Annotated in this window: 15 protein-coding genes; 5 read left to right on the top strand and 10 right to left on the bottom strand. The window is 61.4% G+C overall.

Annotation, left to right across the window (positions count from 1 at the left end):
• Nucleotides 1–327: a 2Fe-2S iron-sulfur cluster-binding protein gene (locus MRBLMC3_RS12500; protein ID WP_363736482.1), complete on the bottom strand. Its 327-nt coding sequence runs from the start codon at nucleotides 325–327 to the stop codon at nucleotides 1–3.
• 242 nt (nucleotides 328–569) lie between these two features.
• Here MRBLMC3_RS12500 and MRBLMC3_RS12505 point away from each other — a divergent pair, with 242 nt between their 5' ends.
• Nucleotides 570–2,024: an NAD-dependent succinate-semialdehyde dehydrogenase gene (locus MRBLMC3_RS12505; protein ID WP_363829217.1), complete on the top strand. Its 1,455-nt coding sequence runs from the start codon at nucleotides 570–572 to the stop codon at nucleotides 2,022–2,024.
• Nucleotides 2,025–2,211: 187 nt separating this feature from the next.
• Here the strand turns inward: MRBLMC3_RS12505 and MRBLMC3_RS12510 are convergent, their stop codons facing one another.
• Complete coding sequence (locus MRBLMC3_RS12510; protein ID WP_363829219.1) at nucleotides 2,212–2,697, bottom strand: nuclear transport factor 2 family protein; 486 nt, start codon at nucleotides 2,695–2,697, stop codon at nucleotides 2,212–2,214.
• 131 nt (nucleotides 2,698–2,828) lie between these two features.
• On the opposite strand from MRBLMC3_RS12510, the gene MRBLMC3_RS12515 reads away from it, so the two are divergent.
• Complete coding sequence (locus tag MRBLMC3_RS12515; protein ID WP_363829221.1) at nucleotides 2,829–5,228, top strand: membrane-bound PQQ-dependent dehydrogenase, glucose/quinate/shikimate family; 2,400 nt, start codon at nucleotides 2,829–2,831, stop codon at nucleotides 5,226–5,228.
• Between the two features lie 73 nt (nucleotides 5,229–5,301).
• Here the strand turns inward: MRBLMC3_RS12515 and MRBLMC3_RS12520 are convergent, their stop codons facing one another.
• Nucleotides 5,302–6,549 (bottom strand): cytochrome P450, encoded by a 1,248-nt coding sequence (locus MRBLMC3_RS12520; RefSeq protein ID WP_363829222.1) that lies wholly within the window; start codon nucleotides 6,547–6,549, stop codon nucleotides 5,302–5,304.
• Nucleotides 6,550–6,624: 75 nt separating this feature from the next.
• Nucleotides 6,625–7,515: a hypothetical protein gene (locus MRBLMC3_RS12525; RefSeq protein WP_363752444.1), complete on the bottom strand. Its 891-nt coding sequence runs from the start codon at nucleotides 7,513–7,515 to the stop codon at nucleotides 6,625–6,627.
• 196 nt (nucleotides 7,516–7,711) lie between these two features.
• Here MRBLMC3_RS12525 and MRBLMC3_RS12530 point away from each other — a divergent pair, with 196 nt between their 5' ends.
• Together MRBLMC3_RS12530 and MRBLMC3_RS12535 are read left to right on the top strand one after the other, a co-directional pair.
• The gene (locus MRBLMC3_RS12530; RefSeq protein ID WP_133651465.1) at nucleotides 7,712–8,245 is read left to right on the top strand and encodes a nuclear transport factor 2 family protein; all 534 of its coding nucleotides are present in this window, start codon (nucleotides 7,712–7,714) and stop codon (nucleotides 8,243–8,245) included.
• A 68-nt stretch (nucleotides 8,246–8,313) separates the two neighbouring features.
• A complete protein-coding gene (locus MRBLMC3_RS12535) occupies nucleotides 8,314–8,871 on the top strand; it encodes a VOC family protein (RefSeq protein ID WP_363752448.1) in 558 nt (185 codons plus the stop codon).
• 48 nt (nucleotides 8,872–8,919) lie between these two features.
• Here the strand turns inward: MRBLMC3_RS12535 and MRBLMC3_RS12540 are convergent, their stop codons facing one another.
• From MRBLMC3_RS12540 to MRBLMC3_RS12560, 5 genes are all read right to left on the bottom strand, one after another.
• Nucleotides 8,920–10,140, bottom strand: a complete 1,221-nt coding sequence (locus MRBLMC3_RS12540) for a cytochrome P450 (protein ID WP_363829224.1) — start codon at nucleotides 10,138–10,140, stop codon at nucleotides 8,920–8,922.
• 67 nt (nucleotides 10,141–10,207) lie between these two features.
• Complete coding sequence (locus MRBLMC3_RS12545; RefSeq protein ID WP_363829226.1) at nucleotides 10,208–11,359, bottom strand: NADH:flavin oxidoreductase; 1,152 nt, start codon at nucleotides 11,357–11,359, stop codon at nucleotides 10,208–10,210.
• A gap of 97 nt (nucleotides 11,360–11,456) precedes the next feature.
• On the bottom strand, nucleotides 11,457–11,792 hold the full coding sequence (locus tag MRBLMC3_RS12550; protein WP_363829228.1) for an EthD domain-containing protein: 336 nt from the start codon (nucleotides 11,790–11,792) through the stop codon (nucleotides 11,457–11,459).
• 109 nt (nucleotides 11,793–11,901) lie between these two features.
• On the bottom strand, nucleotides 11,902–12,825 hold the full coding sequence (locus MRBLMC3_RS12555; RefSeq protein WP_363829231.1) for a nuclear transport factor 2 family protein: 924 nt from the start codon (nucleotides 12,823–12,825) through the stop codon (nucleotides 11,902–11,904).
• 216 nt (nucleotides 12,826–13,041) lie between these two features.
• Complete coding sequence (locus MRBLMC3_RS12560) at nucleotides 13,042–15,477, bottom strand: TonB-dependent receptor (protein WP_363829233.1); 2,436 nt, start codon at nucleotides 15,475–15,477, stop codon at nucleotides 13,042–13,044.
• Between MRBLMC3_RS12560 and MRBLMC3_RS12565 the strand changes: the two genes are divergently transcribed.
• Nucleotides 15,458–15,922: a hypothetical protein gene (locus tag MRBLMC3_RS12565; RefSeq protein WP_363829236.1), complete on the top strand. Its 465-nt coding sequence runs from the start codon at nucleotides 15,458–15,460 to the stop codon at nucleotides 15,920–15,922. The genes MRBLMC3_RS12560 and MRBLMC3_RS12565 overlap by 20 nt on opposite strands.
• A 26-nt stretch (nucleotides 15,923–15,948) precedes the next feature.
• Here MRBLMC3_RS12565 and MRBLMC3_RS12570 read toward each other — a convergent pair whose 3' ends face one another.
• Nucleotides 15,949–16,776: an enoyl-CoA hydratase/isomerase family protein gene (locus tag MRBLMC3_RS12570; RefSeq protein WP_363736501.1), complete on the bottom strand. Its 828-nt coding sequence runs from the start codon at nucleotides 16,774–16,776 to the stop codon at nucleotides 15,949–15,951.
• Nucleotides 16,777–16,906: the final 130 nt, after the last annotated feature.

Below are 16,906 nucleotides of genomic sequence, written 5' to 3' on the forward strand. Positions count from 1 at the left end.
TCAGAACTGACGTTCCGGAACCTCGACGCTCAGCCCTTCCAGTTCATCGGTCACGATGATCTGGCAGGACAGGCGACTGTTTCCGGTCCTTTCGCAGGCGGTGTTCTCCAGCAGGTCGTTCTCGACGTCATCCATGGCCGGCAGCCGGTCGATCCACTGCGGATCGACATAGACATGGCAGGTCGCGCAGGAAAGCGTGCCGCCGCAATCCGCATCGATGCCCGGAACACCGTTGATCGTCGCGGCCAGCATCAGCGAGCGCCCAGCAGCGACGTCCACCTCCCGCACGTCCCCCTGATGGCTCTTGAACGTCACTTTTGGCATCATGATCTTCCTGTACTAAACCCACCGGACCATCCGGCGCACGCCCCATTATCCTTCAGGCCCAACCTGGCCGGCGGGTACTTCGATGACAGAACCCGCCAAAGGCCGCTGACTGCCTTTCCCCGGCTCTAGCCGCAGGGACCGTGGAGAACATGGTCCAACCGGACGATGGATAAGCGAGGGTTCCCCGGAATAGGGCAAAGCTGACGCCTCGCTCCATCCGACTCCCGCAGAAGGACCGCCTCATGGCCATTTACAATTTAAAGCGCCCGCAATTGCTGGAAGAACGCTGCCTGATCGGAGGGCAATGGATGGACAGCGAGGCAAAGATCGCCGTGCGCAATCCCGCGACCGGGGAAGTGATCGCGAACGTGCCGCGTTTTGGCCATGCCGAAACCACGCGCGCCATAGAGGCCGCCGCACAGGCCATGCCCGCCTGGGCAGCCCGAACCGCCAAGGACCGTGCCGCGATCCTGCGCCGCTGGTTCGACCTCATCATCGCCAATACCGAAGACCTTGCGGCGATCATGACCGCCGAACAGGGCAAACCGATGGCGGAGGCGCGCGGCGAGGTGGTCTATGCGGCCAGCTTCATCGAATGGTTCGCGGAAGAAGGAAAGCGCGCCTATGGCGACGTGATCCCCGCGCATGACAAGGGGATGCGCCTGCTGGTCGTCAAGCAGCCGATCGGCGTGACGGCTGCGATCACGCCGTGGAACTTCCCGGCGGCCATGATCACGCGCAAGGCGGGACCGGCCCTCGCGGCGGGATGCCCGATGATCATCAAGCCGGCCAGCGCCACGCCGCTGACCGCCTTTGCGCTCTGCCGTCTGGCGGAGGAAGCAGGGATTCCCCCCGGCATCCTGTCCTGCATCACCGGCAACGCCGGGGAAATCAGCGACACATTCTGTTCGAACCCCCTGGTGCGGAAGATCAGCTTTACCGGGTCGACAGAAATCGGTCGCGACCTCATGGCCAACGCAGCGCAGCATATCACCAAGCTCAGCCTGGAACTGGGCGGCAATGCCCCCTTCATCGTGTTCGACGATGCCGATCTGGATGCCGCGGTTGCCGGCGCGATGCAGTCCAAGTTCCGCAACGCGGGCCAGACCTGCGTGTGCGCCAACCGGCTCTACGTGCAGGACGGTATCCACGACGCCTTTGTCGAGCGGCTGGCCAAGGCGGTGGGCGGCCTCAGGATGGGCAACGGGTTTGACGAGGGGGTCACGATCGGCCCCCTCATCAACGAGGGCGCCGTGGCGAAGATCGAAAGCCATATCGGCGACGCACTCGCGAAAGGGGCCACTCTGGTAGCGGGGGGAGGCCGGTCTGACCTTGGCGGCAGCTTCTTCGAACCCACGATCATGACGGGTATGACCAGCGACATGCTGGTGGCGAAGGACGAGACTTTCGCGCCATTGGCTCCGGTTTTCCGGTTCAGCGACGAAGCGGAAGTCGTGCGCATGGCGAACGACACCTGTTTCGGCCTGGCCGCCTATTTCTTTGCCCGCGATCTGGGCAAGGTGTGGCGCGTGGCAGAGGCGCTCGAATATGGCATCGTCGGCGTGAACACGGGCCTCATCTCGACCGAAGTCGCCCCTTTTGGCGGTGTCAAGGAAAGCGGGCTGGGCCGTGAAGGGTCGAAATATGGGATCGAGGATTATCTGGAGATCAAATATATCTGCATGGGCGGCATCTGAAACCCGATCTCGGGGGGAATGGCGGGGCGATGCGGTCGCCCGCCTAAGACGGATCGACATTCAGATGATGACGAGCCGAAAATGGTGATTTTTCGTGACCCGGCGCGCAGCATACTTCCGGTACGTGAGCACTGGAAGCACGGAAAGTCGCCATTTGCAGGCCGTCAGGCCTGAATGTCGATCCGTCTTAAATCCATTCGATCAACAGGCGGCTGAGCCTCAGATGGGCGATCCGCCATTCCCCCTCCGCCACACGCCGATAGCGTTCATGATAATGCCCATAGCCGCGCAGCTGCCGCACCGGACTGCCCTCCGGCATCAGGATGACGTCCCGCATCGGCCATATTCCCTCTGCCTCGTTATCTGACAGAATATCGATCTCGCCCATATGCCCATGATGGACGGTGATCGTCCCCACAAGTGCGCTCGACATCGCCTGCAGGATCGCCGGTTGCCCTTCGATAAGCCCAGCTTGCGGGTCCACCGCCAATCCCGCATGCGCCAGCGCCGCCATTTCCGATCGCATGTCCATGACGGCGTCATCGACAAAAACGTCGATCATGGCTTCCCAATCCCGCTGGTCCATATTCCTGAAATAGCGCGCCTTCAGCATCCGGATCGCTTCGGCATGCGCCAGGTTTCTCTCCGTCATCGGGACAGTGGTGGACATCATCGTCTCCTCTCCTTGTCGACCGTCAGCGGTGCCCGAACTTGCGGATGGCGCGACGTCCCAATGGACGATGTGATGCGGGCTCCCGTCATCCCACAGACCCAATTGGCGGTGTCGCCAACAGGAGAGAGACGATGTCGGAAAAGCCGGCGCCCCATCACCGCATCCCCAACCGGCCTTATGCGTCAGCCACGATCCTGCTTCTGACAGGGTTGTTCTTCCTCATCGGGGGACTGAGGCTGCTGCAACTGGGCGGATCGCCTTATTATGCGGTGTCGAGCCTTCCGCTGCTGGCCAGTGCAGTGATGCTGTTCCGCCGACGGCCCTCCGGCTATCTGCTCTATGCGGTTTTTCTCGCCGGAACGGCGATATGGGCTTGGGCAGAAGCGGGCCCTGCCTTCTGGCCGCTATTCGCTCGGTTGGGTGCACCCCTTTTCCTTGCCGCCGGCATGGCGCTGCCATGGCTGTGGCACCGGTTCGGCGCGCGCCGGCTTGCTGTTGGAACCGTTCTGGTCCTGCTGCTTGGCGCCATGACCTGGACCGTCACGATGCGCCTGCCCAATCCGGACGACGGCTCGATGCCGCCTGTCGCACAGGCGACATCGGACTGGGCGACCTATGGCGGCGATCTCGGCGCAAGCCGCTTTTCGACGCTCGGGCAGATCGACGGCGCCAATGTGGGCAGGCTGGAACGGGCCTGGGTCTATCGAACAGGCGACCTGCCCAGCCCCAATGATGCGCAGACCGCCTGGACCTTTGAAACGACGCCGCTGCAGGTCGGCAACCGCCTGTTCCTGTGCACCGCGCATACGCAGGTTCACGCCATCGATGCGACGACCGGCCGGCGATTGTGGATGTACGACCCCAAGGTCAGCTATGGCTGGTCTCCGCTGAAGGCATGCCGTGGCGTCGCCTATTATGCCACCGCCGACAATCAAGCCGGCAGCGGCGAATGCCGGCAGCGCATCTTCTCCCCGGTCGTCGACGGCGGCCTGCAGGCGCTGGACGCCGTGAGCGGCCGTCCCTGTTCCGGCTTTGGTGAGGGGGGACGCGTCGATCTCAAAAAAGGCCTCGGCCGCGTTCGTCCGGGCTATTATTTCACCACCTCTGCGCCACTGGTCGTCGGCGACAAGGTGATCGTCGGCGCCAACGTCATGGACGGGGCAGAGGTGGGCGAACCATCCGGCGTGATCAGGGCGTTCGATGCCGTCAGCGGAAAGCTCGCCTGGGCATGGGATCTGGGCGCCGGCGATCGCGCCGCAATCAATGGCGCGGATCCCCAGGCGGGCGATTATGCGCGCGGCACGCCCAATTCCTGGGCGCCACTGACGGCGGATGCGCAAAACAACCTGCTGTTCGTGCCCCTGGGCAATCCCACGCCGGACTTTTTCGGCGGAGGACGCAAGCCGGTGATGGAACAGTTCGGCAGCGCCCTGGTGGCGCTGGATACGCGGACTGGCCAGTTGCGCTGGAGGTTCCAGACCATTCACCACGATCTGTGGGATCAGGATCTGCCCGCACAACCCAGCCTGGTCGATTTCCCGATGGGCAGCGCCACTGTCCCGGCGCTCGTCCAACCGACGAAAAGGGGGGAATTGTTCGTGCTGGACCGTTTGACGGGCAAGCCGCTGACCCGCGTCGAGGAACGTCCTGCACCCGGCGGCGCCGTACCGGGAGATTTCACGGCGCCGACGCAGCCCTATTCCGTGGGCATGCCAAGCCTTGTCGGGCCACGACTGACCGAAGCGTCGGCATGGGGGATGACGCCGATCGACCAGCTCATCTGCCGGATCAAATATCGCCAGCTACGCTATGAAGGCCCGCTCACGCCGCCATCGACGCAGGGAACCATATCCTATCCCGGAAGTGCCGGCGTAGTCAGTTGGGGCGGCGTCACCATCGACCGGCAACGCGGCATTCTTATCGTGAACACCAGCCACACGCCGTTCAAGACGACCCTCATACCCCGCGCCAAGGCGAACGCCATGGGCCTTAGCCGAGCACCCAATTCGACCGGAGCTGGCCAGGCCAGCCGTGGATCGCCGGAAACGAAGAGCGGCGCGGAGGCCGGGCTGCCACAAGTAGGGACTCCCTATGCCGCGCAGGCCGTTCCCTTCCTGTCCCCCCTGTTCGTCCCCTGCATCCAGCCGCCATGGGGCCGGATCAGCGCGATTGACCTCAAGACCCGCAAGATCCTCTGGCAGCATCCCTTCGGGACATCCAGCGATACCGGGCCACTCGGCATGAAAGTGGGACTTCCGCTTCCGATCGGCGTGTTCAATACCGGCGGATCGGTTGCGCTCTCCAGCGGGATCTTCTTCATCGCCGCCGCGCAGGACCGTTACCTGAGGGCCTATGAAAGCGCGACCGGCCGCGAGCTATGGCGCAGCCGCCTTCCGGCCGGCGGACAGGCTACCCCGATGACCTATTATTCGCCCGCCAGCAAAAGGCAGTATGTGGTGGTCGCGGCCGGGGGACATGCCGGCATGGGAACCCAGGTGGGCGACTATGTCATCGCCTATCGCCTCCCCTGATCCCTGAAAAAATGGGGCGAACCACTCAGGCCCGCCCCCTTTCCTTGCAGAACGCCGAAGGCTGCCCCAAAACTTAAGCCACGCGGACGCGGAGGCTGTCATAACCCCGCACAAATGCGTCGCGAAGCCTTGGTTCCTCGGCGAGTTCAAGCACCGGCAATCTCGTCATGATACCACGGAACATGATGCGCGCTTCCGTGCGCGCGAGCTGGTTGCCGAGACAGAAATGCGGCCCGCCGGCAAAGGCCAGATGGCGGTTCGGATTGCGCTGAATATCAAAGCTGTCGGGCTTGTCGAACAGGGAGGGATCCCGATTGGCGGCGAGCAGCGACAGCAGGACAGGCGTGCCCGCCTGAACCGGAACGCCACCCAGTTCGACATCAACGACCGGCTCGCGCGGAAGCGACCATTGGGCGGGGCTGCAATAACGCAGCATTTCCTCGACCGCGCCGTCGGTCAGTTCGGGCTGGTCGCGCAGCAGCGCATATTGGTCGGGATGCCGCAGCAATTCGTACATGCCATTGGCGATCAGATTGCCTGTCGTTTCATGGCCCGCCTCTATCAGCATCTGCAACGTGCCCAGCAGTTCGACCTCGCTCAGCCGGTCGCCCTCGCTTTCGGCGCGGATCAGGAGGGAAACCAGGTCATCCCCCATGTTCGCGCGCCTTTGCCGGACAAGGTCACGAAAATAGAGGAAGAAATTGCGATGCGCATCCTCGACCGCCTTCATCGTGGCGGGGCTCGGTTCATGCGTCCGGGCGGCGGCGACGATATCCGCGGTCCATTTGCCCCACAGACCGTGATCTTCCAGCGGAACGCCCATCAGTTCGCAGATCACCCGCTCCGGCAGGAGAAAGGCCAGTTCGCGCAGAAAGTCGAACTCTCTCCTGCCGCTTACATTGGCTATCAGTTCGTCGGTAATCGACTGGATGCGTTCCGCCCATTTCCGTATCTGGGTCGGCTTGAACGCGACTTCCAATATCTGGCGCAGCCGCTTGTGGTCGGGCCCGTCCGCGTTGATCAACATCGCGGTCGATGCTTCCCAGGCCAGTTTCAGCGTCTCGTCCCGCGCGTTGCCTGCCCCATGGGCCAGGGCTTCGGCCACCGCCTGCCTGTGGCGGCTGAAGCACTGGTCGCGATATCCGGTCAGGACATCCTCGAAGCGGGTCGCCACGCGTATGCCATTGGCCTCCGACACCGGGTCGATCTCCCGAAGTTCGGCATAGAGGCTGTCGGGCCGGCCGAAGCCGACCTGGTCGCTCATCGCGCGCTGCAAATCCCGACGCAGGGCCGCTACCCTGCTCTCTCCGTCGTCCGCCATCTTGCTTGATCCTTCAGACCTGCTGCGACTGAACGGCAGGGCACGGCTGCCACGTCCTGCCCGGTTTCGTCCTTTTCAGCGCTTGATCTTCAGTCCGTCGGGCGACTCCGCCATGTGGCGACGATTGCCCATATTGGCCCTGAACGCGTCCTCCAGCGCCTTCTGGGCCGGCGGCAGGTTATGGGCCTGTTCGGCCGTGAAACGGTTGGTAATCGCCGTGTAGCAGGCGATGCCGATGCTGTCGGGCTCGACGAAGGGACAGTCGAGTATCGTACTCGCCTGCGCCAGATGGCTGTCCAGGCTTTCGACCGCGACCATGGGATCGGCAATATGGTAGACGGCGGAAAACTCATAACGGGGCACGGCATCGATCAACTGGATATCGGCCGCCTTGTAGAGGTCTCCGGCGATAAATCCCGTAAGCCGCAAGGTCCGCGGCAGATAGTCCTCACGATACCATTTTATGAACTCGCCTTCCTTGCCCTTCTTCACATTCATGCGGATGAGCAGGACGTCGCCATTGCGCGAGTCATAGGATTCGACCGCTGTCTTTCCCGATAGCGCGGGGACATAATAGAAGTCTTCCGCCTTGTCGATGCGCTGCGCCGAGGTTATCGGCATGCGATCGCTGAAGCATTGCTCGATATGATCGTCGATATTCTGTTGCGTGTCGTTCAGTTCATAGATGCACAGCCAGCGTTGTTCAGGCCCGAAGTGCCGGGCATTATAGCGGAGCTGATAGGGTGATAGTTTCCACCGTTGCACCGCCACGCTGCCCTGCAGGCGCATCGTGTCATGGCAGTGGATATTGGTGTACCAGTCGTTGAATTCATCCTCCTGACCTTCGAAAGCTTCCGTCATGACGATGAAGATGGACGAAAGCGCCTGGCGCGGAGGAGGCGCGGCTGGGCCTTGATCCAGCACCGCGGAAGCGCCCGCTTTTCCGGCCTTTACACTGTCGGTCATGGCTCTCTCCAATTTCCGGCGCCTCTGCCGGCGTCCGTTTAAAATCAGCGCGCAGATCGCGACAAAAGGTCGCATTTCCGGCCGTCGAGCGACACAGCAGCATGCGTTTCGCGCCGGCACCACGTTCGATCGGACGATGCCAATGCGGCATTGGTGCATCATGCGGGTCGGATCGCGATAAAAATGGGAGAGCGAAATGGACCCCAAAGTGCAGCGCCTCGTCGATCATTTCGAGATTCGCGAGGTTATCGAGGCCTATGTCCATGCCTGCGACCGATGCGATCGCGACGCGGTGGAGGATGTCTATCATCCCGACAGTTGGGACGATCATGGTCCGATGAAGATGACCGGCCCCCAGTTCGCCGACGCGGTCACGGACTCGCTGAGTTCGGTCTGGAAGAACGCGACCCATCTGCTCGGCCAGTCCCGGATCAGGGTGGACGGCGACAGGGCGGGTGCGGAAACGACCTTCTTCGCTTCGCTGACCCGTGACGCCGACGGAACGGAAATGCTCGACATGATGGTCGGCCGCTATGTCGATGTCATGGAAAGACGCGACGGCGTCTGGGCGATCAAGGATCGGCGCTGCGTTTCCGAATGGTCCTCCAGCGCCCCCATCGGCGAGGATTTCCTGCGGGGCGATCTCTTCATCCAGGGTTCCCGCTCGGTCAAGGATCCCGCCTATGAAGTACTGAATCTAGTCGCGGGCCGTGCCCGGATCGAGCGATAGAAGGCGGGACCGCCGGACAGGATGACGCCCTCCCGGCAGAAGCCGGGACATGCACGGGAAGTCATGGCATGAGCATATATATCGACGCCAAACCCTATCATGTCGCCTATGTCGTTCCCGACATCGACGCGGCCGTGGACAGGCTGCTGGCATCGGGGATCGGCCCTGCGCATTTCATCCGCGGTACGGAAATGGCGGCGCGTTTCCGGGGGGAATTGATCCGCATCCATGTTTCGGCCGCCTTCGTCGTCATTGCCGGACAATTGACGGAACTGGTGAGCCAGGACGACGACAGGCGCTCGACCTTCACCGAGTTCCTTGACCGCCACCCCTCGGGCGGCCTGCACCATGTGGCTTATTTCAGCAATGATTTCGAAGCCACGGTCGGGGACGCGGCGGCACGCGGCCTGCACCTGAAGCCGCACATGGAATATGTCGATGAAGCCGGAAACGCCTTCGAATCCTATTATGAGCCGCAGGAAAATCCAGACGCTGTTCTTTTGCAGCTCGCGCTGCCCAGCCCGCTCGACCCGGTCTATCGCGCGATCGTCGACATTGCGGACCATTGGGATGGTTCCGATCCCCGCCGCGATTTCTGGGCCTTGGTCAACGAACCCGCCGCCTGACGCCCCGGATGACTCCAAAGGGGTCAGGCGGCCCTCCAGGGCGGCCCTTCAGCCGAGACGGGGCCACACCAGCTTCAGTTTCCGCATGGAATTGACCATCCCGCGCTCCAATATCGCACATTCATCGGCGGCGACGTCGAATTCCGGAATCCGCTGAAGCCATTCCTCGATGAAGATGCGCATTTCAAGCCGGGCGAGCATGGCGCCGATGCAACGATGCTTGCCCTGCCCGAAGGTTGCGTGGCGGACATCCTTGCGGTTGAAATCGACGATGTCCGGATTGTCAAAGCGCCGCTCATCCTGGCCATGGAACATGGTCTGGATCAGGATCCGATCATCCTTCCGGAACAGGATGCCATCATGTTCGATATCGCGGGTGACCACGCGCGCGGTTCCGGTCGCCCCGTAAAAGCGCATCAGTTCGTCGATCGCCCGCGGTATGAGGGCATGATCTTCCCTGAGTTGCCGGCGATGGTCGGGATGCGTGGCAAGGAAGCGCGCGATGACGCCCATGGTCGCCATCACGGTATCCAACCCGCCCAGCAACACGTTCAGGATCATGCTGTGCCGTTCCTCATGGGTCATTTCCCGGTCAAACACCTGCCCGCGCATAATCATGGAAATGACGTCCTCACGCGCACCGTCCGCCCGCTCGGCCATCAACGCCTCGATATAGGCGGACATCTGGCCATAGCCCCAGATGCGTTCCTCCAGCGTCCGCGGGTGGACCGAGGCATCCGCCCACCTCATGAGATCCGCCTTGTCGGATTTGGGCAGATCGGCAAGCTGCATAAAGATCTCGATGGGCAGGATGGCGGAAAATTCGCCGACGAACTCGCACTCGCCCCTGTCGACGAACCCTTCGATCAGCTCGATCGCCAGGGCGCGGATATCCCGTTCCAGTTGCATGATCCGGGCGGGCGTGAATGCAGGCTGCAGGACGTTGCGATAGGCCGAATGCGCAGGCCCATCGGTTTCCAGCGGGATATTGATGAACGGCTTCGCGCCGGCCGGCAGCACGACGTCCTGCATGGAAAACAGTTCTCCATCGCGCTGGCACATGTCAATCTCACGCGCGCGGGTGACGACCCAATGGCCCCCATTTTTGGGCGTCCAGAAGATATCGGGCGCCTCCCGGTGGAGGCGGCGGACGATATCGATCTGATAATCGCTCGTAACCTCGCGGGGCGCTTCATACAGGTCATATTCGTAAACGCGATCGGCTGGCACATGATCGGGCCGAACGGGCTGCGCTGTCTCTTCTGCCATGGTCATCCTCCAATATCCTGTCCGTGCGTGCTTCCCTGTCGGCGAGACGGCCGGGTTTTGAACCGCATCAGTGCAATCTCGCCAGGGCGTCCGCCGAATAATTGCCCAGCTTGTCCCACCGCCGGTCGCGCAGATCGCGGGTCCAGTCCGGATTGGTGATCATAGCGCGCCCGACAGCGACAAGGTCACATTCACCCCGCCCAAGCATGCCCACGACATGCTGGATGCTGCGCGGGCAACGGCCATGCAATTGCCGCTCGGCCGGCCTGTCACCCACTTCCTTGCTCGGCAGCGGATCATGATCCAGCGAGATCGAGCCGACGGTCACGGTGGGCTTGCCGGTGATCCGCCTGGTCCACCCGGCCACATTCAGCGGGCTGCCATCGAATTCGGGTTCCCATACGCGGCGGGTCGAACAGTCGAATATGTCAACGCCCGCCTCCGACAATGGAGTCAGGAAGTCTTCCAGTTCAGCGGGCGTCTGGCACAGCTTCGCCCAATAATCCTGCTGTTTCCATTGGGACCAGCGAAAGAAGACGGGGTAATCCTCGCCGACGGCCTCACGCACTGCCCGTATGACCTCGGTTGCAAAGCGGGTGCGATCGACCAAGCTGCCGCCATAAGCATCCTGGCGCCGGTTCATCTTGTCCCAAAAGAACTGGTCGATCAGATAACCGTGGGCGCCATGCAGTTGCACACCGTCGAAACCCAGGGCCCTGGCGTAGCGCGCGCTGCGGGCGAAACCATCAATGGCTGCGTCGATATCCTTGACGGACGCCGGCTCGGCCACCTGCCTGACCGCCGGCTTGTCGCCAAAGGATTCAAAGGGCAGATACAGGCCCGACGGACTGAGCGGCGCCAGATCGGGATTGGGCGACGCTCCGACTTCGCGGACGGTGCCGCAATGCACCAGCTGAGGGATGATCCGTCCCCCTGCCCCATGTACCGCCTCCACGATGCGGCCATAGGATTCCAGTGCATCCTCGCCATGCAGACGCGCATAACCCGGATGCGCCTGCGAAACGGGATGTTCGACGGAGGCCACTTCAGTGATCAGCAGGCCCGTGCCAGCGGCGGCGCGGCGGCGGAAATAATCGACATAGGCTTCGCTCGGCACGCCATCGTCATTGAAATGGCGTCCCATGGCGGGCATGACGATGCGGTTGTTCAGCCTGAGCCCACGGATTTCAAAGGGATCGAACAAGGGGCCGAGTTCCATGTCCGGCTCATCCAATCCATGCGCAGCCATCGCCGTCCACTTTCCTTCTTCTGTCGCTCCCCGAAGGGCGATGCCCCAGACCGGCCCTGTTCCGTCATCAGTCCGCGATCGGCCCGCCTCGTTCCTCGACCACGCGGACGAGCGTTCGAGAGCGGTCGAACAGCTTTTCCTCATCTTCCGCGATCAGGTCGCCGCCGGGGGGCTGACTGGCAAGCGCCATCGCCTTGTCGAAGGCCGCCTGATCGGCATACCAGATTTCCGTCACCACGTCGAAGCCGCCCACGGACTCAGGAAGAAAGTTGCGCCGGTAATCGACAATCCCGGGCATGATGCTGAGGACCAGCGGCACGTGACGAGTTTCGTAATGGGCAATGAAGGCTGCCCGCGACATGCCTTCCCTGGCCTTCAGAAATGCCATCATCTTTACCGGCATCAACGTCTCCCGTTCGCCTTTTTGTCTTCGGAACTGGTTAGAGTTGGGGACGCCTTGCTGCATGGTCCGTAGAGACTAAGGCAGGTGACGCGGAGGCGCCGTTCCTGGATCAGATGACGCGCAGAGTCTGGCCGTCGATCGCTGCCGCCTGGGGGAGAAACAGCATCAGGGCGGCATTCGCCACGCGCGCCGCGGCCTCTTGCGACACTGCATGTCCGCCATCGACGATCAGGGCATTGCTCCTAATGCCGTTGCCCGCCGGCCGCCGCGCGATCGTTACGGGGTCCGAATACATGATATCCACGATAGCGCCTGATCGCCCACTGGCGGCGATTTGCGACGCGCCGTTCCACCGGACAGTCGCATCCTTTTCTGTAACGACATTCACCACATGATCCAGCCGCCCCATCAGATCGATCGCGCGGGACGGTGCATCTTGCGCAGGACCGGAGATCGCGATCGCCTGTCCGCCGATAGAAAGAAGCTCTTCGACCAGGCGTTCGCGGGCGGATTCGGAGTCCCCGCTTACGACCACGCGTGCGCCGGCAAGCGTCAAAAGGCGCGCGCAGGCATGACCGATCGATGTGCCGCCAGTCGCGACCAGTGCCACACGCCCGGCCAGCGGCAACAGCAAGGGAGCGCCCGGCGCCTGGTCCTCGACAATGCCGCCGAGGTCGGGTTCACCCCAGAAGGCGCGCATTTCGTTGATCTTGCCCGCATCGTCGAACCGGAAACTGTCGAAGATCCGAACGACGTGGAGATCGGCTCCAGTGCCGATGCAGGCGACGAAGGAGAAGGCGATGGCCGATTGCGCGACACGACAATCACCGGAATAATGGAGATAGGATGGCTGGTCCTTATATTGCTCGTAGAAGGCGCGTATGGCCGGCCTGCCGCGCACGATCGTGCTGCCGACCGGGTCCTCCAGGGTCGCATCTTCCGCATAGAGCGATGCCACACTGTCCAAATCGCGCGCGTTGAAGGCGCGGACATAATCGCGAATGAACCGATCGATATCACCTGGCAGCGCCATGTCCGTTCCCAGTCATCCTATCCTCTGGCGACACAGACTATCCCTGACCAGACATCACCCCTTCGTCCGGGCAGACTAGAGCGGGTTTCGATCAGCGATCGGTCCGATCGCTTGGAAATCGCTCTAGAGAGCAGCTCTGCTTCACAAGCCGCTACCGGCTATGTCCCATAAGGGAAGATCTCCGCCCGAAACCATGCCGGGCGGAGATCCAATCGATCAGAACTTGAAGCCGAGCGTGGCGCCATAGGTCCGGGGCTCACCCCAACGGCAGGAGGCATAGCCGATGCTGTAGAGGTTGTCGGCGCAGTACAGCTTGTGGTCCTTGTTCGTCAGATTCTGCGCCCAGAAGGACAGCGACATCGGCGTTTCGAACAATTCGTTGAACGACAGTCGGCCGCCGAAAATACCGAAGGCGGGCGTCTGATAGATGCCCTGGACGCTCAACCCCTTGGTATTGCCGCGATAGGAGTAATTGCCGCTCAGCGAGACTTTCGCGAAGCTCTCCGGGATGAAGCTGGCATGATAGGTCGCCGCCACGTTTAAAGTCGTGCGCGGCACGCCGGCAAATTCCCGACCGTTGAGATCGGTGCCGCCCGTGTAATCGATCGGATTGCCGTCATAGATTGGCTTCGTGGCGTCGGTCGGCTGCGGCAGGATGGAGCCTTTCCCGTAACGCCCCACCTGATAGGAATAACCGACATCCAGGGTAAGGTCGGGGAAGGGCTTGACCGACGCTTCCACTTCCACGCCCTTGATCGTCGCCTGCCCGACATTGAACACGATGAGATCGGTATAGGTGCCCTGAGCGGAGCTGCAATTGATGCTGTCGCTGCAGAAAGTCAGGATATTCTGGGTCTGGATATCCTTATACTTGCCGATGAAACCCGCGACATTGAGCCTATAAGGAACGGAACCCAGGCGCCCCTGATGCTTGAAGCCCAGTTCGTAATCCGTGATCCGCTCCGGATTGAAGAAGGCGAATTGCGGAGAGCGGGTCGTCGGATTGGGGCTGCCGGCCTTGAACCCGCGGCGGTTGGCGAAATAGACCAGGGTCTGCGGCGTGACCTGATATTCCAGAGACGCGGTCCATGTGAGGGCCCTGTACGTACGATTACCCGAAATCGAACAATTCGTGCCGTCATTGACCCCTGTCACACCGTCAGCGCTGCCGTTCAGCTCATTACAGATCGCGCCGGGGGAGGAAGCGAATTGCTGTTGCGCCGCGTTGCTTGCAGAGAAGAAATTTTCACTGAAATAATCACGCTTGTCCCAGGTGTAGCGCGCGCCGGCGGTCAGGCGAACGCCCTCCAGTCCCAAATTCGAGAAATCGTAGGTGCCCTGCGCGAACACGGCATAGGAATCGCTTTTGGTCGTCGCCGTGGCATGGCGCGTCTGCAAGGGATAAAGCGAAAGCGGGCCGACCGAGAAGTAGGAATTGACGGTATAAAGCAGATTATTATGGCTGTAAAAACCACCTGCGATGAAGTTCAGACTGTCGGTCTTGCCAATGACCTGGAATTCTTCCGTCAGTGTTTTTATGTTATTGAACATATTGGTGTTGTTGTTCGAAAACTGACCGGGGAACGGCGACGGCACCCCGCCGTTGCATGCGCCGGTGGGATCGAACACGCAGTTGAGGAAGAGCGAGGTGTCGACTGTCGTACCGGATATGCCGGCCGGATCGGAATGGTCGGTTGCTCGCTCTTCACGGTATCCGAAGATGTTCTTCAGCGTGATGACATCGCTCAGTTCATAGGTAGAACTGTTCGAAACACCCCAGGTTCTCACCTTCGATCCGAAACCGTTGACGGGGGTGATGGGCGTGGCGCCAGGCGCAATCGGCCCGATTCCGGGAATGACCCGATTGATGCCCGTGAGCATGTTGACGTTAAACGGGCTTCCGGTCCGCACCAGCAGATTGCCCTGCACCTGCGCCGTGCCACCGCCCAGCGCGCTCTGCTGGGTGACGACCTGCTGCGTGAGGTTGGAGACCAGCGCAGCAAAGCCGGTCGCGTTGAGCGGAGCGGCCTCGATGATGGCAGGATAGGGAATTTCGTTCCGGCGCTGGTAGTCCACGGTCAGGAGGTTCTCGAACCGGGAACTGGGTTGCAGCAATAGGGTGGCCCGAAGGCTGTCATTGTCACGATCGCCCAGATCGTGCATCCCCGGATAGCTGTTCTTGTAGACGCCGTCGCGTCGTTCGACCTGGCCGGCGATACGCAGCGCTGCGACATTGTCAACCAACGGCACGTTGACGACGCCATTGAACCGCATCAGGTTGTAGTTGCCGTAATCGAACGTGCCCTCTGCGCCGAAATCATATTTCGGCTTTGTCGTGGTGAACACCATGGCGCCGCCCATGGAATTCTTGCCGAACAGGGTGCCTTGCGGGCCCTTGAGCGACTGGACATTTTCCATATCGTAGAGGATGAGTCCGCGCGTGCCCTGCGGTACGCCGTTGACATATGTCACCACATTTTCATCCGTGTACAGCACCTGGCGCTGGCCGCGTAGGATGAACTCGACCTGCGAGGGATAAAGCGTGCTCGGTTTGATCTGAAGATTGGGGACGTTATATTGCAGATCGCTGACCGAACTCACATTCCGCTCGCGCAGTGCGCTGGCGGTCAGCGTGGTGACGGCCACGGGCACCTTCTGCTGGTTTTCCTCGACCCGGCGAGCCGTAACGACAATCGATTCAAGCTGGTTCGTGTCGTTCTGGCCTGCTTCGGACTGGGCGGACGCGGCTGCAGCCGGCTCCTGCGCCATTGCCGGATTCGCGAAAGCCGCCAGGGACAAAATCGCGGTAGACGATAAAAATACGACCTTCCTCACATTCCAACTCCTAGAATTTGAAATTTCAGCGACAAGTTCCGTCGCCTTGCCACTTCCTCGAAATTCCGTGGCGAACATCACCCTGCCGTTTCAGCATGGCCCTGAAACGGAAGCGGAATTCCTTGGATATTCTGCGCCGATTAGTTTTCTTTCTGATTCTTCTTTCGTCCGATCGGACTACTTCGCGGATACTTACGGGCATTACGGCAATTTTTCCCGCTCCGTTGCAAAAATGTCCCGCATCAGCGGGCGAGCATGCTGAAAATCGGAAAGTTCTTCTCCACGACTTCACCAGAAGCCGCTACCCCGATCGTCAAACTCCGGCGCGACACGATTCCGATAGGCCCGCATCGCTTCCTGATTTTCGGCGCTGCCGAAATTGATCATCTCGAACGCTGCCGAAAGATCGAAAACATCCTGATTTTTGCGCAGGAAGGAATTCAGCAGATATTTGGTCATGCGCAACGCCGTCGGCGCGGTGGCGGCAAGGTCCACCGCAATGGCCAGCGCCGCCTGTTGCAATTCTTCGTCCGGAACGGAAAGGGACACCAGGTTCATGGCCTCTGCCATCTCCCCCGTGACCGGACGGTTGGTCATCAGATGATATTTCGCCTTGGCAAGGCCACACAGCAGCGGCCAGATGAGCAGCGCATGGTCGCCGGGCGCCACGCCGATCCGCAGATGCCCGTCGAAAAGCTTGGCGGTGCTGCCAGCGACCGAAATGTCCGCCAGCAATGCGATGGCGAGGCCGGCGCCCACAGCCGGGCCGTTGATCGCCGAAACGACGGGTTTGCGGCAATTGACGATGTTGTTGACGAGGACACGCGCCTCGGCGAAATCATGATTGAACTGAACGCCCTTTTCCTGCGCACCATCGGGCATGGCATCAAAGGCGCCCCCCGCGCAAAATGATCGCCCCGCGCCGGTGATGATTGCGACGCGGGTGAGCGGATCGCTGTCCAGCACGCCCCAGACTCCGTGAATGGATTTCAGCAGGGGCTGGTTGAGCGCGTTCATTTGCGCTGGATTGTCTATCGTGATCCGCAGCACATGGGGGGCAGGACGTTCGAAGGCCAGCCCCTCGAAATGCGCATAGGAAGAAAGATCTGCGGACATCAACGGTCCCTTTTGTTCTGACGGGGGCAAGGTGGTCGATCGCCGCGGTGCGGGTTGCGCCGGCACCCCGTGGCACGAGGCGAACGTCCGGAAGCAAGCGGTAAAACCAGCCCGCCCACCCGTCATAGTC

Source organism: Sphingobium sp. LMC3-1-1.1 (assembly GCF_040676285.1).
Taxonomy (GTDB): Bacteria; Pseudomonadota; Alphaproteobacteria; order Sphingomonadales; family Sphingomonadaceae; genus Sphingobium.

Bases quoted from the DNA above. Each gene is read 5' to 3' on its own strand.
- MRBLMC3_RS12520 (WP_363829222.1), bottom strand. From the start codon at position 6,549: ATGGCGGACGACGGAGAGAGCAGGGTAGCGGCCCTGCGTCGGGATTTG.
- MRBLMC3_RS12530 (WP_133651465.1), top strand. From the start codon at position 7,712: ATGGACCCCAAAGTGCAGCGCCTCGTCGATCATTTCGAGATTCGCGAG.
- MRBLMC3_RS12525 (WP_363752444.1), bottom strand. From the start codon at position 7,515: ATGACCGACAGTGTAAAGGCCGGAAAAGCGGGCGCTTCCGCGGTGCTG.
- MRBLMC3_RS12555 (WP_363829231.1), bottom strand. From the start codon at position 12,825: ATGGCGCTGCCAGGTGATATCGATCGGTTCATTCGCGATTATGTCCGC.
- MRBLMC3_RS12550 (WP_363829228.1), bottom strand. From the start codon at position 11,792: ATGCCGGTAAAGATGATGGCATTTCTGAAGGCCAGGGAAGGCATGTCG.
- MRBLMC3_RS12570 (WP_363736501.1), bottom strand. From the start codon at position 16,776: ATGTCCGCAGATCTTTCTTCCTATGCGCATTTCGAGGGGCTGGCCTTC.
- MRBLMC3_RS12510 (WP_363829219.1), bottom strand. From the start codon at position 2,697: ATGATGTCCACCACTGTCCCGATGACGGAGAGAAACCTGGCGCATGCC.
- MRBLMC3_RS12535 (WP_363752448.1), top strand. From the start codon at position 8,314: ATGAGCATATATATCGACGCCAAACCCTATCATGTCGCCTATGTCGTT.
- MRBLMC3_RS12505 (WP_363829217.1), top strand. From the start codon at position 570: ATGGCCATTTACAATTTAAAGCGCCCGCAATTGCTGGAAGAACGCTGC.
- MRBLMC3_RS12545 (WP_363829226.1), bottom strand. From the start codon at position 11,359: ATGGAACTCGGCCCCTTGTTCGATCCCTTTGAAATCCGTGGGCTCAGG.
- MRBLMC3_RS12500 (WP_363736482.1), bottom strand. From the start codon at position 327: ATGATGCCAAAAGTGACGTTCAAGAGCCATCAGGGGGACGTGCGGGAG.
- MRBLMC3_RS12540 (WP_363829224.1), bottom strand. From the start codon at position 10,140: ATGGCAGAAGAGACAGCGCAGCCCGTTCGGCCCGATCATGTGCCAGCC.
- MRBLMC3_RS12515 (WP_363829221.1), top strand. From the start codon at position 2,829: ATGTCGGAAAAGCCGGCGCCCCATCACCGCATCCCCAACCGGCCTTAT.